Below are 14754 nucleotides of genomic sequence, written 5' to 3' on the forward strand. Positions count from 1 at the left end.
GAGCGGCTACTCCCAGTCCACCGTCACCACGATCTTGCCCCGGGTGCGGCCCTCCTCGCTCAGCCGGTGTGCGTCTGCGGCCCGTTCCAGCGGGAACGTGGCGTCGACGTGCACCGAGAGGACGCCCTGCTCCGCCAGGTCGGCCAGTTCGCGCAGGTCCGCCGCGTCCGGGCGGACGAACAGGTAGTGCCCGCCGAGCCCGATGACCTCGCCCGACGCGATGGACGCCAGTCGGCCCTCGGGGGCCAGGAGCTCCGCCGAGGCCCTGAGCGCGTCGCCGCCCACCGTGTCGAACGCGGCCGTGACACCGTCGGGCGCCAGCGCGCGGACCCGGTCGACGAGCCCGTCCCCGTACTCCACGGGCTCCGCGCCCAGCTCCCGCAGGAAGTCGTGGTTGCGCTCGCTGGCGGTGCCGATGACGCGGGCGCCCAGATGCTTGGCGAGCTGCACCGCCAGCGAGCCGACGCCGCCGGCCGCCGCGTGCACCAGGACCGTGTCGCCCGCGCGCACCTGAAGGGCCCGCACCAGCGTCTGGTACGCGGTGAGCCCGCACAGCGGCAGCCCCGCCGCCTCCTCGAAGCTCAGGTTGCGCGGCTTGCGGGCGAGGGTGCGCACGGGTGCGGCGACGTACTCCGCGAAGGTGCCCCGGGACAGGAAGTCCTCGCGCGCGTACCCCATCACCTCGTCCCCGACCGCGAACTCCGGCACGGACACGCCCGGCTGGACCACGACCCCGGACACGTCCCAGCCCGGAACGACCGGGAAGACCGCTTCGAGCACCGGGTCCATGTACCCCTGGCGGACCTTCCAGTCGACCGGGTTCACGGCGGCGGCCCGCACCTTGACCAGGACCGAGTCGGGTCCGACCTTCGGGTCCGGCCGGTCGCCGTATTCCAGGACCTCGGCACCGCCGTACCGGCTGTAGCTGATCGCCTTCATGGCAAAGAGCCTCTGACCTGCGGCGCGTCTGCGCAAGCGGAGCCGTGTGCGGCGGATTACGGTGGAAGTGACGTCGTACCGGGAGGTGAGCGCCATGACCGTCGGTCATGAGGAGCACCCCACGCACGAGCATGTGCACGGGCCCACCTGCGGGCACCGCGCGGTGCCGCACGGCGACCACACGGACTACGCGCACGACGGGCACATGCACCGGGAGCACTCGGGGCACTGGGACGAGTGCGAGCCCGCGGGGCATGTCGCGCACGACGGGCACGCGCACGAGCACGGCGTCGGTTGCGGTCATCAGTCCGTGGCGCACGGGGACCATATGGACTACGTCCATGACGGGCATCGGCACGCGGCGCACGACGGTCACTGGGACGACCATTAGCCCGCTCCGCTCCGCGACGTATCTCCGACAGGATCTGGACGACATACCGACTGGTCGGTAGCGTGTCTGTGACACCCTACCGACCATCGTCGTTTCCCGGAGGTACCCCGCCATGAGCTCAGTCCCGCCAGGCCTCGACCCGGAGCGGCTGCGCGCCCATCTCGACCGTGTGCGGCCCGGCCTCGTGAACGGACCGCTCAGTGCCCGTCTGGTCGAGGGAGGCCGGTCGAACCTCACGTACATCGTGACGGACGGGACCGGCCAGTGGGTGGTCCGGCGGCCGCCGCTCGGCCATGTGCTGGCCACCGCGCACGACATGAAGCGCGAGCACCGGGTGATCAGCGCGCTGCACCCGACGGCCGTACCGGTCCCGGAGCCGCTGCTGCTGTGCGAGGACGAGTCGGTGCTCGGATCGCCGTTCTACGTCATGGAGTACGTGGCCGGGACCCCGTACCGGACGGCGGAGCAGCTGGCTCCGCTGGGCCCGGAGCGGACCCGGGCCGCGATCCTGGGCCTCGTGGACACGCTGGTCGAGCTGCACGCCGTCGACCCGGAGGCCGTCGGGCTCGGCGACTTCGGGCGCCCGGAGGGCTTCCTGGACCGGCAGTTGCGCCGCTGGGGCAAGCAGCTCGACGCCTCGCGCAACCGTGACCTGCCCGGCATCGACGAGCTGCACGCGGCGCTCGGCCGGGCGCTGCCCGACTCCCCCGCGCCGACCGTGATCCACGGCGACTACCGGCTCGACAACGTCCTGGTCGGGGACGACGACGAGATCAAGGCGGTGCTCGACTGGGAGATGTCGACGCTCGGCGACCCGCTCACCGACCTCGGGCTCCTGGTGATGTACAGCGCCGAGCTGAGGGTGCAGGACTCGCCGGTCTCCACCACGGCCGGGGCCGCCGGACACCCCACCCCCGCCGAGCTGATCGAGCGGTACGCGGCCCGGTCCGGGCGGGACACCTCGGCCATCTCCTGGTACACGGCCTTCGCCTGGTTCAAGCTCGCCGTGATCCTGGAGGGCATCCACTACCGCTACACGCTGGGCCAGACCGTCGGCGCGGGCTTCGACCGCATCGGCGACCTCGTGCCCGTCTTCATCGACCACGGCCTCACCACCCTCCAGTCGCAGGAAGGCTGAACCCCCGCCATGGACTTCGCATTCGACGCGCGTACCGAAGAACTCCGCGCCAGGCTCCTCACCTTCATGGAGCAGTACGTCTACCCGGCCGAGACGACCGCGCACGAGCAGCGCGCGCTGCTGAAGTCGCCGTGGGACACGCCCGCGGTGGTGGAGGAGCTGAAGGCCGAGGCCCGCAGCCAGGGGCTGTGGAACCTGTTCCTGCCGGACGCCGAGTTCGGCGCCGGGCTCACCAACCTCCAGTACGCGCCGCTCGCCGAGATCACCGGCCGCTCGCCGCACCTGGCGCCCACCGCCCTCAACTGCGCGGCGCCGGACACCGGCAACATGGAGGTGCTGGCCCAGTTCGGCACCGACGAGCAGAAGAAGCAGTGGCTGGAGCCGCTGCTGGCCGGGGAGATCCGCTCGGCGTTCGCGATGACCGAGCCGGAGGTCGCCTCCTCGGACGCCACGAACATCGAGACCCGCATCCGGCGCGAGGGCGACGAGTACGTCCTCACCGGGCGCAAGTGGTACATCTCCGGCGCGATGAACCCCGACTGCAAGGTCTTCATCGTGATGGGCAAGACCGACCCGGACAACGCGGACGTGCGCCGCCAGCAGTCGATGGTCCTGGTGCCGCGCGACACCGACGGCGTCGAGGTCCGGCGCGCCATGCAGGTGTACGGCTACGAGGACCACGCGCACGGCGGCCACGCCGAGGTCGTCTTCCACGGCGCGCGCGTGCCCGCCGCCAACCTGATCGGCGAGGAGGGCGGCGGCTTCGCCATCGCCCAGGCGCGGCTCGGGCCCGGCCGGATCCACCACTGCATGCGGCTGATCGGCATGGCCGAGCGGGCCATCGAGCTGATGTGCCGACGGGCGGTTGGGCGGACCGCGTTCGGCAAGGCGATCGCCCAGCAGGGCGTGGTCCAAGAGTGGATCGCGGACGCGCGCGTGGCCGTCGAGCAGCTGCGCCTGCTGGTGCTGAAGACGGCGTGGCTGATGGACACCGTCGGCAACCGCGGCGCCCACACCGAGATCCAGGCCATCAAGATCGCGACGCCTCGTACGGTCGTCGACATCATCGACAAGGCCGTACAGCTGCACGGCGCCGGCGGTGTCGGCCAGGACTTCCCGCTGGCCGAGCTGTGGGCGGCCGCCCGCACCCTGCGCATCGCGGACGGCCCGGACGAGGTGCACCAGCGCTCGCTGGCGCGGCGGGAGCTGAAGAAGTACCTGTGACCGCGATCAGGGGCGCAGCGCTCTGAGCAGCAGGTCGGCGAGGTGGTCGGCGACCTGCTGCGGGGTGAGCGGGCCGTCCGGCCGGTACCAGGTGGACAGGTGGTGGACCGAGCCGAAGTGGTAGTCCACCACCAGGTCCGCCGGGGTGGCCGTGGAGAACACGCCCGCGGTCTGGCCCTCCTCGATCAAGGCCCGGAACCGCTCGTGGTAGCGCCGCCGTTCGACCCGTACCTGCTTGTTCTTCTCGGGGCTCAGATGGTGCATCGAGCGGAAGAAGATGGCCGCGTCGTCCAGGTTCTCGATGGTGGTGACGACGACGTCGGCGGCCGCGTCGCGCAGCCGCCGCTCGACGGGCGCATCCGCGTCCGCGAAGGCGTCAAGACGCTCCTGCTGGAGGCGCAGCACGCGCGCGTACACCTCCTGGAGCAGGTCCTCCTTGGAGCCGAAGTAGTGGTAGAGCGCGCCCTTGGTGACGCCCGCCGCCTCGACGATCTCCTGGACCGAGGTCCGGTCGTAGCCGTTCTCGGCGAAGAGGCGGGTGGCGGCGGCCAGCAGCCTCTGGGGGACGGGGATGCCGCTCCCGTCCGTCGTCCTGGCCATGCCGTCGCCACCTCTCTTGTCGTTGCCGACGCTCTTTTCGCGCCGTTTTCCCCGCTCTAGTGGCGGGAACGCAGTTCCCGTCTCAGGATCTTCCCACTCGCCGTCTTGGGCAGCTCCGGCAGGATCTCGACCACCCTGGGATATTTGTACGCCGCAAGACGCTCCTCGCAGTACGCGGAGAGCTCCTCGGGCGCGGCTTCGAGGCCCGGGCGCAGACTCACGTACGCCTTGACGTTCTCGCCCCGGTAGGCGTCCGGGACGCCGACGACGGCCGCCTCGCGCACCGCCGGGTGGGTGTAGAGGACGTCCTCCACCTCGCGCGGCCAGACCTTGAAGCCCGACGCGTTGATCATGTCCTTCTTGCGGTCGACCACATAGAGCCAGCCGTCGCGGTCCATGAACCCGATGTCGCCGGTGCGCAGTTCGCCGTCCGGGAAGGTCTCGGCGGTGGCCTCCGGGCGGCGCCAGTAGCCGGGCACGACCTGCGGACCGCGCACCAGGATCTCGCCCTGCTCGCCGAAGTCCACCTCCTCGCCCTCCTCGTCGACGATCCGTACGACCGTCTCGGGCCCCGGCAGGCCGACCGACAGGGTGCCCGAGACCGGGTCGACCGGGGCCTCCCGCTCGGGCGGCACGGCGGCGCAGGGGGCGGTGCACTCGGTGAGTCCGTAGCCGTTGCGGATGTACGGGCCGAACGCCGTGCGGAACCGCTCGACGAGCGCGGGCGGCACCGGTGCGCCGCCCGAGGAGATCACCCGGAAGGAGTCGAAGTGGTCGCGGCTGACACCGGGGGTGCCCGCAAGCGCCATGAACGCGGTGGACGGCCCGACGGTGTACGCGGGGCGGTGCTCGGTGAAGGCGTCCAGGACGACGCCGGGGTGGAAGCGGTAGGCGAGGACCAGCGTGCCCGCGTTGGCCACGCACGCGGCCAACTGGCAGACCATGCCGGTGATGTGGAAGAGCGGGGCCAGCGCGAAGTAGCCCGCGCCCTCGGGCACGGGGAGGCCGGTGCGCTGGCGCTCGGCGTTGTAGGTGATCCCCCGGTGGGTGTTCATGGCGCCCTTGGGGGTGCCGCTGGTCCCGGAGGTGTAGCTGATCAACGCCGTGTCGTCCGGGGCGGATTCGCGGCCCTCGGGAGCGGCCAGGCCCTGGCGGGCGACGGCCAGCAGGTCCTCGGTGTCGTCGGGCACCGGCAGCCGCTCGAACGCGAGCACGCGCGCGTCGTCGCGGCTCTGCAGGTCCAGCTCGCAGGCGGTGAGCGCGATCGCGACGGGCGAGTCGGCGGCGGTGTCCCGCAGATACGCCTGCCACGCCCGGTCGGCGCAGATCAGCGCGGTGACCTCGGCGTCCTTCAGGACGTGCCCGACCTCGGCCGACTTGTACATCGGGTTGAGCGGGACGACGGTCGCGCCCGCCTTCCACGCGCCGAGCAGCGCGATCACGAAGTGCGGGGTGTTCTGGAGCATGATCGCGACCCGGTCGCCGCGCCGCAGCCCCCGGGCGGCCAGATGGCCCGCCACCGAGTCGGAGAGCGCGTCCGTCTCGCGGTAGCTGAGCCGCCCGTCGAAGTAGGCGAGCGCGGTGCGGTCGGGGGCGCGCAGCACGGCGGAGCGGAAGGCGTGCACCACGCTCGCGGGCGGGTCGACGGGAGCCCGCTGGGCCTCGCTCAGCTGCCCGAGCCACGGCTTCGCCGCGTATATGGAGGTCATTCGCCGACTGCCTCCCACTTCTGCTGAAGGTGGTTCATCGAGGTCAGCCAGCGGTCCGGGGCGGACGCGCGGGCCGTGTAGTACTCGGCGACCTCCGGGTGCGGCAGCACCAGGAAGCGCTCCTTGGCCATCGCGTCGAACAGCGCGTCGGCCACGGCAGGCGGCTCGATCGCGGTCGGGACCAGGACCAGGTCCCCGGCCGAGCCGGTCGCGTCCAGCATGTCCGTGCGCACCCCCTGCGGGCAGATCGCGTGGACCTGGACGCCCCGGTGGCGGTAGGTGAGCGACAGCCACTCGGCGAAGGCCAGCGCGCCGTGCTTGGTGACGCTGTACGGGGCCGCGCCGATCATGGTCAGCAGCCCGGCCGCCGACACGGTCGAGACGAACCGCCCGCTGCCGCGCTCCAGCCACTCGGGCAGCAGCTCGTGGGCCGCGCGGACGTGCGCCATCACATTGACGTCCCAGGCCGCCGCCCACACCTGCTCGGACGCGGCCTCCGAACCGGCCGAGGCGAGGCCCGCGTTGGCGCAGTAGATGTCGATGGCGCCGCCCAGCGCCTCGCGGGCCGCGGGGACGACGCCGGACGCGTCGCCCGGGACGGCGATGGCGCCGATCTCCTCGGCCGTCGCGCGCGCCTTGGCCGCGTCGAGGTCGTTCACGACGACGCGGGCGCCCTCCGCCGCGAATCTACGGGCGAGGGCCGCGCCGATACCGCCGCCCGCCCCGGTGACCACCACTGCCGCGCCCTTGACCGTACCCATCGAGAATCCACCTCTCCGCATGCCGACTGCGAGCAGACTAACCAGTCGGTATGTACGGATGGAAGGGGCCGTGCGCAACCGTCCCGTGCGGCTCGTTCCCCGCGCCCCTCGCGCGCGCTAGCGTGCGTGGCCATGACACCCGCAGCGGTCCGGGAGGTACGCCGATGAGCCTGTCCAGACGGGGTCTGCTGGCCGGAACGGGGACGATGGCGATGGTGGGCGCCGCCTCGGCGTCGCCCGCGTCCGCGACGTCCGCGCGCCACGGGCACCGACCGGTCCGCACCGGCTTCGACCGGCTCGCCGCCGACGACTACCGGGCGCTGGCGGGCCAACGGGTCGGCGTGGTCACCAACCCGACCGGCGTGACCCGGGACGTGCGCCACATCGTGGACGTCATGCACGCCGACGCGCGCGTGCGGCTCGTCGCGGTGTTCGGGCCCGAGCACGGCTTCCGGGGCACGGCCCAGGCGGGCGGCTCCGAGGGCCGCTCCACGGACCCGGCGACCGGGCTCCCGGTGTACGACACGTACGGCGTGAGCGGCCAGACGCTCGCCGACATCTTCACCGCCTCCGGGGTCGACACGGTCGTCTTCGACATCCAGGACGTGGGCGCGCGCTTCTACACGTACATCTGGACGCTCTACGACTGCATGCGGGCCGCCGCCCTCGCCCGGAAGCGGTTCCTCGTGCTCGACCGGCCGAATCCGGTGACCGGGCGGACGGCGTCCGGGCCCGTCCTCGACAAGGCGTTCGCCACGTTCGTGGGACGCGAGCCGATCGCGCAGGCGCACGGCATGACGGTGGCCGAGCTGGCCCGGCTCTTCAACGCCGAATTCCTGCGCGGCCGGGTGGAGTTGACGACCTCGGCCATGACCGGCTGGCGGCGCGGCGACTTCCACGACGCCACCGCACTGCCCTGGGTCCCGCCGAGCCCGAACATGCCGACCCCCGACACCGCCCTGGTGTACGCGGGCACCTGCCTGTTCGAGGGGACCAACCTCTCCGAGGGGCGCGGCACCACCCGGCCCTTCGAACTCCTCGGCGCCGAGGGCGTCGACGGCCGGTGGGCCGCCGCCGTGAACGCCCTGGACCTGCCCGGCGTCCGCTGCCGCGAGGCGTACTTCACGCCGACCTTCTCCAAGTTCCAGGGCAAGACGGTCGGCGGCGTCCAACTCCACGTGCACGACCGCGAGTCGTACGACCCGGTGCGCACCGGCGTGGCGCTGCTCGTGACCGCGAAACGGGTGTGGAGCGCCTTCGCCTGGCGGTCCGACCACTGGATCGACAAGCTCACCGGCTCGGCGACGGTCCGCACCCTGATTGACGCGGGCGCGGACCCCGACGAGGTGGTGGGCGCCTGGCAGGACGGGCTGCGGGCGTTCCGCGCGACACGCGAGAAGTACCTGCTCTACCGGTGAAGTGAACGAACGGGGGGTAAACCCCCGCGCCGGAAGGTGGCTGGCGGGATGGGCCCGGCCCCCGCCCGTTCGACACGCTTGTCCCATGCATCTGTTCAGCGACACCCACCACCGTTCACGGCAGTCCCTGCTCCTGCTGCTCGGCCTGACCCTGGGCGTCCTCACCGCCGCGATCCCGACAGCTCGGGCGCAATCCCCCACCCTTGAACGGCAGTTGGCGAGCTCGGCGAAGCCGTTCACCGATCTGGCCCCGCTCGGCCGGATGACCGGCTCGGCGGACATCGTGGGCCTGGGCGAGGCGACGCACAACTCGCACGAGTTCTTCGCGGCCAAGCACCGCGTCTTCCAGTACCTCGTCGAGCACAAGGGCTTCACCACCTTCGCCCTGGAGACCTCCTGGTCGTCGGGGATGCGCGTCAACGACTACGTGCGGTACGGCAAGGGCGACCCCGAGCGGATCGTGCGCGAGGAGTTCCAGGGCTCGTACGAGATCTGGGCGACCAGGGAGTATCTGGACCTGATCCGCTGGATGCGGCAGTACAACCTCCATCACGCCCGCCAACTCCAGTTCATGGGCGACGACATGGGATACGCGGGCACGGACCTGTTCGACAAGGTGACCGCGTACACGGCCCGCCACTACCCCGCGCTGCTCCCCCGCGTCACCGCCCTGTACCGGGAGTCCCGGCCCACGGCAGGCGTCGGCGCGACCATGTCGGCCCGGTTGAAGCAGCCGCCGGCCGAGCGCCGGCGGCAGGCCGACGACGTCCGCAGGGCGTATGACCTGCTCGCCGCAGAGCGGCCCGGCCCCGACCGCGCGGAGCACGAGTGGGTTCTCCAGTACGCGCGGACCATCGCGCAGACCGGCGCCATGTGGTCGTACGACTTCTTCGACGACGCCCAGCTGCGCGAGTCGCGGCGCTACCGCGACGAGACGATGGCGCGGAACACGGTGTGGTGGCAGCGTCACACCGGCGCCAAGATGCTGCTCTCGGCGCACAACGGCCACGTCGGGTACGCGCCGACGCTCACCGCCGAGTACCCCAGGACCCAGGGCGGCTACCTCCGCGAGCTGGTCGGCACGGCGTACACGGCCATCGGATTCACCTTCGGCCAGGGCTCGTTCAACGCCATGGACCTGAACGACCCGGCGGAGCCGATCCGCCGGTTCACGGTGGGACCGATGGCGCCGGGCAGCAACGAGGAGGTCCTGGAACGGGTGTCGCCGCGCGACTACTACCTCGACATGCGTACGGTTCCGGCCGCCGCGAAGAAGTGGCTGGACGCGTTCCGCCCGACGCGGTTCATCGGCAACTCCTGGCCGGAGCCCATCGATCAGGTGCGTCTCGGCGCCTCGTTCGACGTACTGGTGCACCTGCACCGGGTGACGGCCGCGCGGCGGCTCTGACCTCCCCGGATCTCCCCGTTCCTGTTCTGTCCGAGCTCTGGTCACCCCTCCGGTCCGGCGGGACGATATGAGGCCAGCGTGTCTCATTGCCGTCCGAACGGACCGGAGGCCCCCGCCATGGTGGACATCGGAATCGAGCCGTACCGCGAGATCACCTTCGACGCGGACGGCGACGCCGATCCCGCCGAGCGCGCCGCCCTCACCAGCCTGGACGTCACGGACCTGGTGATGTTCTCGCACGGCTGGAACAACACCCCGTCGGTGGCGACGGCCCTGTACGCCCACTTCTTCCAGCCGTTCCCGGGGCTGCTCGCGGCATCGGGGGCGCCGGCCGCGCAGGTGCGGCTCGGGTACGCGGGCATCGTCTGGCCGTCGATCCGGTTCACGGACGAGCAGATACCGAACTTCCCGCACGCCGTGGCCGCCGACCCGGGCCAGGGCCCGGGCCTGGACCCGGCGACGGTTCAGGCCCTGAAGCGGACGTTCCCGGGCCACGACGAGAGCGTCGACCAGCTGGCGGCACTCCTCGCCCAACAGCCGGACTCCGAGGACGCGTTGCGCCACTTCGGTGAGCTGACCCGGCAGCTCGTGGCACACGGCGACGGGTCGGCGAGCTTCGCCGCCGACACCCTCGACGACGGCCCGGACGGCGCCGCGGCCCTCCTCACCCAGGACACGCTCGGCCTGTACCGGGAGTTCACCCTCGCCCTGTCCGACACCGGCATGGCGGTCGAACCCGGCCCGGCCGGACCGGCGTTCTCGATCGGTGACTCCCTCAAGCACCTCTGGGACGGCGCCAAGGAGGTCCTGCGGCAGACGACGTACTACGAGATGAAGCGCCGCTCCGGCAAGGTCGGCCAACTGGGGCTCGGCCCGCTGCTCGGGGAACTCGCCCGGACCAGACCGTCGATGCGGATCCATCTGGTCGGGCACAGCCAGGGCGGCCGGCTGGTCGCGTTCGCCCTGAAGGGCCTTCCGGACGGCGCCCGGAACGTCAAGTCGGTGACCCTGCTCGAAGGGGCCTTCTCGCACTACGCGTTCGCCGAGCAGCTGCCGGACGGACTCGGCGGCGCGGGCGCGCTCGCGGCGCTCCAGCGGCGGGTCGACGGCCCGGTGGTCTCCTGCTACTCACGCTTCGACACCGCGCTGGGGGTGCTCTACCCCCTGGCGTCCAAGCTCGCCTGCGACTACCAGGGCCTACTTGAACTCGACCGCCGCTGGTGGGCGATCGGCCACGACGGCATCCAGTCGGTGTCCCCCTGCGCCGAACTGACCCTGGCGGAAGTACTGCGCGACGGCATCCCGGACTCGGGCTGCGTGAGCGTGAACGCGGAAGCGGTGGTCCGCGCGGGCGGCCCCCCGTCGGGCGCCCACAGCGACATCTGTCACCCGGAACTGGCGAGGGTGATACTGGCTGCGGGCCATATCGGCTGCGTGTGAGAGCACCCCGCGCCCCTGATTCTTCAGGGGCACGGGGCTCTCCAGCCGCGCGCTAGCGATGCGACGCGAACTCCACGACCTGCTGATACGTAGGCCGGTTCTGCCAGTTGATCGCGTTCTGGCTGATCCCGCCAAGCGGCCGCTGCACGATCGAGTCGGCACACCACTGGTCCCCGGCGGAGCACGACGCGTCCCCGGGATACACCTGCGCGGCGCTCTTCCCCGCGGCCTGCCCCAGCGAGGCCAGCAGCGCGTCACGGCACGCGGACAGCTTCCCGTCGCCGCAGTACGCCCGCCCCAGCGGCCCCTGCACGGGCTTGCCGAGGACCGTCCGCAGATCCTTGTCCGCGTAACTCCACCACCCGTACTGGAACGAGGACCCGGCATGCGAACCGGTGGGCCCGTGCCCGGCCGAGGGCGCCTCGTCGGTGGACAGGTTCGAGGTGAGCGCCGAGTACAGCCCGTCCCCGAGCCCCGGCTTGAACTCGGCCTCCACCAGCAGCGGCCACCAGGCGTCCATCAGCCGCACGGCCTCGGGATGGGTGTAGGTGTGCGACCCCTGCGCGGTCTCCCGCCGCTGGGCACCGTCGGCCTTCCAGGACTCCAACTGCTGTACGGCGGTGGCCAGTTGCGGATCGGTGACCGGCGCACTCCGGATCACCTGAAGCAGCTCGGGCAGCACGTCCTCCCCTCGCAGATCGGTGACGGCGGCCTGCGCCATGGCCCGGGTGAGCGCGGAACGCGTCACCCCGCCCTGCGCGACCAGCGCCTTCACCCGGTCGTCGAGAAGGTTGGCCCGGTGCACCGAGCCGTTGCCGAACCCGGCTGCCGTGTACCCCTTGGCCTGCTTGTTGTTCCAGGAGATGTAGTAGTCCTGCCCGATCGACTGCGGGTGCTGGGCGGGCGGTGTGTAGTCGGCGGTGTTGTACGCCGGGTCGAAGCCCTGCCACTCGTAGGCGCGGTCGGCGCGGACCGGAAGCGCCGGGTCGACGTCCGGGTTGCGGACCGGGTTCTTGCCGCTGTTGTAGTACGCGGCCGTGCGGGAGTCCGCGTAGAACCAGTTGAAGGCGTAGTCGACGTGCTGCGCGGCCTGCTGGAAGGTGGCCGCGTCCTTGACGAACGTCGGGTCGTTGAACATCTGGAAGCCGATGATCGAGTCGGCCTCGTGGCGGTAGGTCGAGCGCAGTGAGGTGTACGCGATCTGCTTGCCGCCGACCGTGGCGCGGGCGGTGACGATGCCGTAGTTCGTCCGCCAGACCTGCATCCGGTAGGAGCCCGCCGCCGTGTTGTCGGCGGTCGTCGGCTTCCAGGCGTTGGTCTTCTCCAGTTTCTCCATCGGGGTGCACACGCCCCGGTAGAGGTAGTGGGCCGCGTCCTGGCAGAGCTCGACGGCGTAGGTGTCCGTGATGTCCTGTCCGGCGGAGGTGGCGGACCACGCGTAGTCCTGGCCCCGGCCGAGCTGGACGTACATCCCGACCCCGGCGAAGGAGGCGCCCCGGGCGCTGATGCCCGGGCCCTGGATCTCCTGGAGCATCAGCAGCTGCGGCGCGAAGTAGCCGGTCTGCGGGCCGAAGACCGCCACCGGGTTGCCGCTGGCCGTGCGGCTGCCCGAGACGAGCAGGGCGTTGGACATGCCGCGCGGCTTGCCGATGTCGAAGCCGGGCAGCGCGCCGTTGTTGAAGATCCCCTTGAGGGACTTCAGCCGGTCGGGCACCTTCACGTCGGCCCTGGCCTTGGTGAGCGCCGAGCCCGTGCGGTCGTAGACGAGCTGTTCGGGGACGACCGTGCCGGGGTCCGGCATCGCGGTGCCCTGCGCGTTCGCGGGCTTGGTGGCGTACGGGAAGCTCGTGCCGTCGTGCACGGTGAGCGCGGCCTCGGGGTCGTCGCGCTCGCGGAACGACTCCCACACCTTGGTGCCCTCGGCGACGCCGTACTTCTGCTGTGCGGCCTGGAGCGAGAGCGCGGCCTGCACCTCGCCGCCCCCGCCACCGCCGAACAGACCGCCGACGACGGAGGCGAGCGCGATCAGGTCGGTGAGCTTGAAGGGCTGGATCTCGCCGATGTTGGTGATGGCGTCGACCTTGCCGGTGAGGACGTACTCACCGGGGAAGTAGCGGCCGTCCTTGGACTGCTTGGCATAGGCGTTGATGCCGTCGACGTACGCCTGGGCGTCCGCCATGGCCTGCTCGCCGCGTGCGCCGTTGGTGGTGCGGATGCGGTCGACCTGCGCCTGGAGGTCGGCCTCGGTGTACGGGGCCTGCGGCCAGAACTCCTGCTCCAGGCCCTGGTTGGCGAGCGCGCCGCCCGCGAACGAGGTGAGCTCGCCGCGCCCGATGTGCCGGAACAGATCCATCAGCCAGAGCCGGTCCTGGCCCGCCGCGTAACCGGCGCCGTACTCCGTTCCGTACCGGGTGGTGCCCTTGATGTGGGGGACGCCGGTGGCCTTGTCGCGGGTGATGGTGACGTCGGGGCGCGGCGAGCTGGTGGAGGCGACCTGGCCGCTGGGGACCCCGAAGGAGGCGTCGTTGAAGAACGAGTTGAGTTTGTCGTCGGTGAGCGAGGACTGGCCGGCCACCAGCGCGTCGTACTTGCCGAGCTGGTCGTCGCTGTGCGCGGGATGGGTGCCGAACGCCTTGTTGCCGAGGATGTCGACGAGGGTGGCGTTGCCGTTCTCGCCGGGCGGGAGGATGTCGCCGCACCGGCCGAGGCAGTAGTCGTCATGGGGGACCTCCGCCGCGCCCGCCTGGCCCACGGGGGCCAGCAGGGCGGCGGACAGGGCGATCACAGTGGCGGCGGTGGCGGTTCTGAGCCGTGCGGTGGGTCGTCGCATGCGTGCTCCTAGTGAGGACCGATGCGGCGGAGGTTACTGAGGGGTACCCGACGAGGGAAGATGAGCATGCGTCACCTTTCCCGAATCATCACAGAGTCGGTCCGCTGCGCCCGTGCGCCCGGAGTGCGGCGGGGGGCGCGCGGCACGGCCGGGAAAGCGCCATCTGATGGCCGCCATCGGATTTTCGATGGAGCCGGATCGGGTAGTCGTACGTCCATTCCTCGACGCCGAAGCATTCACCGAAGTACGAGCGACGGAGGTGGCAGGGCCATGGCCGGTTTCCGCAGTCTGGCGAGACAGGTACGCGATCCGGGGAACGATCTCGCGTTGCGCCGGTATTCACTGCGCAAGTGCCTTGAGCGGTTCGCCCCTTATGGGCACCGGGCGACCTGGGACCATCTGTGCGCGAGGCACGGTATCGGGCCCGAGGACCGGGCACCCGATCCGGCGCGGCTGGTGGCCGCGCTCGACGAGCTGGAGGCGGCACGGGCCGTCTGGCTCGCCTACGAAGCGGAGTTCGCGGCCCGCAGGAAGCGCGAGAAGCACGCCGGCCTGCGGATCCCCGGCTCCTTCGACGACTGGCACCGGCGCACCTGGGGCGGGTTCGGGGTGGCCTGGTGCGAGGACCCGTCGGTGCACCCGGCGCGCCCCCTGGCCGAGGTGCTCGGGCGGCTCATCGCGGCCCTGCGGACCGTGCCGGGCACGGACTGCCCGGTGTGCGACGGGCAGCGGCTCGTCTGGCGACAGGATCTGGCCCACGACCCCTGGTGCGGCCCGGTCTGCACCGCCTGCGGAATCCTGGTCCCGCAGCCGGTACTGACCACGGAGGCCCTGGCCCGCTCCAAGTCCCTACGGCACGCAGCACTGGCATCAGCGGCATAAGACGAGCGGGGGCG

General features: G+C 71.5%; 12 protein-coding genes. 7 read left to right on the forward strand and 5 right to left on the reverse strand.

All coding sequences use genetic code 11. The annotated features are described in order from the left end of the window. Positions 1 to 6: 6 nt before the first annotated feature. Positions 7 to 939 carry an NADP-dependent oxidoreductase gene (locus ACGFRG_RS21015; protein WP_361421239.1) on the reverse strand — a complete coding sequence of 311 codons (933 nt, stop codon included), beginning with the start codon at positions 937 to 939 and terminating at the stop codon, positions 7 to 9. Between the two features lie 94 nt (positions 940 to 1033). On the opposite strand from ACGFRG_RS21015, the gene ACGFRG_RS21020 reads away from it, so the two are divergent. From ACGFRG_RS21020 to ACGFRG_RS21030, 3 genes are all read left to right on the forward strand, one after another. Continuing rightward, positions 1034 to 1330 carry a hypothetical protein gene (locus ACGFRG_RS21020; protein WP_361421242.1) on the forward strand — a complete coding sequence of 99 codons (297 nt, stop codon included), beginning with the start codon at positions 1034 to 1036 and terminating at the stop codon, positions 1328 to 1330. A gap of 112 nt (positions 1331 to 1442) precedes the next feature. Then, complete coding sequence (locus tag ACGFRG_RS21025) at positions 1443 to 2468, forward strand: phosphotransferase family protein (protein WP_361421245.1); 1026 nt, start codon at positions 1443 to 1445, stop codon at positions 2466 to 2468. A 9-nt stretch (positions 2469 to 2477) separates the two neighbouring features. After that, positions 2478 to 3692, forward strand: coding sequence for an acyl-CoA dehydrogenase family protein (locus ACGFRG_RS21030; RefSeq protein WP_361421248.1), 1215 nt, complete (start codon positions 2478 to 2480; stop codon positions 3690 to 3692). Between the two features lie 6 nt (positions 3693 to 3698). Here the strand turns inward: ACGFRG_RS21030 and ACGFRG_RS21035 are convergent, their stop codons facing one another. From ACGFRG_RS21035 to ACGFRG_RS21045, 3 genes are read right to left on the reverse strand one after another with little or no spacing between them, the layout of a single operon-like run. Continuing rightward, positions 3699 to 4292, reverse strand: coding sequence for a TetR/AcrR family transcriptional regulator (locus ACGFRG_RS21035; RefSeq protein WP_393265897.1), 594 nt, complete (start codon positions 4290 to 4292; stop codon positions 3699 to 3701). Positions 4293 to 4348: 56 nt separating this feature from the next. Then, the gene (locus ACGFRG_RS21040; RefSeq protein WP_393265900.1) at positions 4349 to 6001 is read right to left on the reverse strand and encodes a class I adenylate-forming enzyme family protein; all 1653 of its coding nucleotides are present in this window, start codon (positions 5999 to 6001) and stop codon (positions 4349 to 4351) included. After that, complete coding sequence (locus ACGFRG_RS21045) at positions 5998 to 6762, reverse strand: SDR family oxidoreductase (protein ID WP_393265903.1); 765 nt, start codon at positions 6760 to 6762, stop codon at positions 5998 to 6000. Before ACGFRG_RS21045 ends, ACGFRG_RS21040 begins: the two co-directional genes overlap by 4 nt. 164 nt (positions 6763 to 6926) lie before the next feature. Between ACGFRG_RS21045 and ACGFRG_RS21050 the strand changes: the two genes are divergently transcribed. From ACGFRG_RS21050 to ACGFRG_RS21060, 3 genes are all read left to right on the forward strand, one after another. Continuing rightward, on the forward strand, positions 6927 to 8180 hold the full coding sequence (locus ACGFRG_RS21050) for an exo-beta-N-acetylmuramidase NamZ domain-containing protein (protein ID WP_393265905.1): 1254 nt from the start codon (positions 6927 to 6929) through the stop codon (positions 8178 to 8180). 85 nt (positions 8181 to 8265) lie between these two features. Next, positions 8266 to 9588, forward strand: coding sequence for an erythromycin esterase family protein (locus ACGFRG_RS21055; protein WP_393265908.1), 1323 nt, complete (start codon positions 8266 to 8268; stop codon positions 9586 to 9588). 117 nt (positions 9589 to 9705) lie between these two features. Then, the gene (locus ACGFRG_RS21060) at positions 9706 to 11028 is read left to right on the forward strand and encodes a serine-threonine protein kinase (RefSeq protein WP_393265911.1); all 1323 of its coding nucleotides are present in this window, start codon (positions 9706 to 9708) and stop codon (positions 11026 to 11028) included. A gap of 52 nt (positions 11029 to 11080) precedes the next feature. Here the strand turns inward: ACGFRG_RS21060 and ACGFRG_RS21065 are convergent, their stop codons facing one another. Continuing rightward, entirely contained in the window at positions 11081 to 13858 is a 2778-nt protein-coding gene (locus tag ACGFRG_RS21065; protein ID WP_361421269.1) for a penicillin acylase family protein, read from the reverse strand. Positions 13859 to 14128: 270 nt separating this feature from the next. On the opposite strand from ACGFRG_RS21065, the gene ACGFRG_RS21070 reads away from it, so the two are divergent. Continuing rightward, positions 14129 to 14740 carry a hypothetical protein gene (locus ACGFRG_RS21070; RefSeq protein WP_393265915.1) on the forward strand — a complete coding sequence of 204 codons (612 nt, stop codon included), beginning with the start codon at positions 14129 to 14131 and terminating at the stop codon, positions 14738 to 14740. Positions 14741 to 14754: the final 14 nt, after the last annotated feature.

Origin of the sequence: Streptomyces sp. NPDC048696 (genome assembly GCF_043198895.1) — a bacterium.
GTDB lineage: Bacteria > Actinomycetota > Actinomycetes > Streptomycetales > Streptomycetaceae > Streptomyces.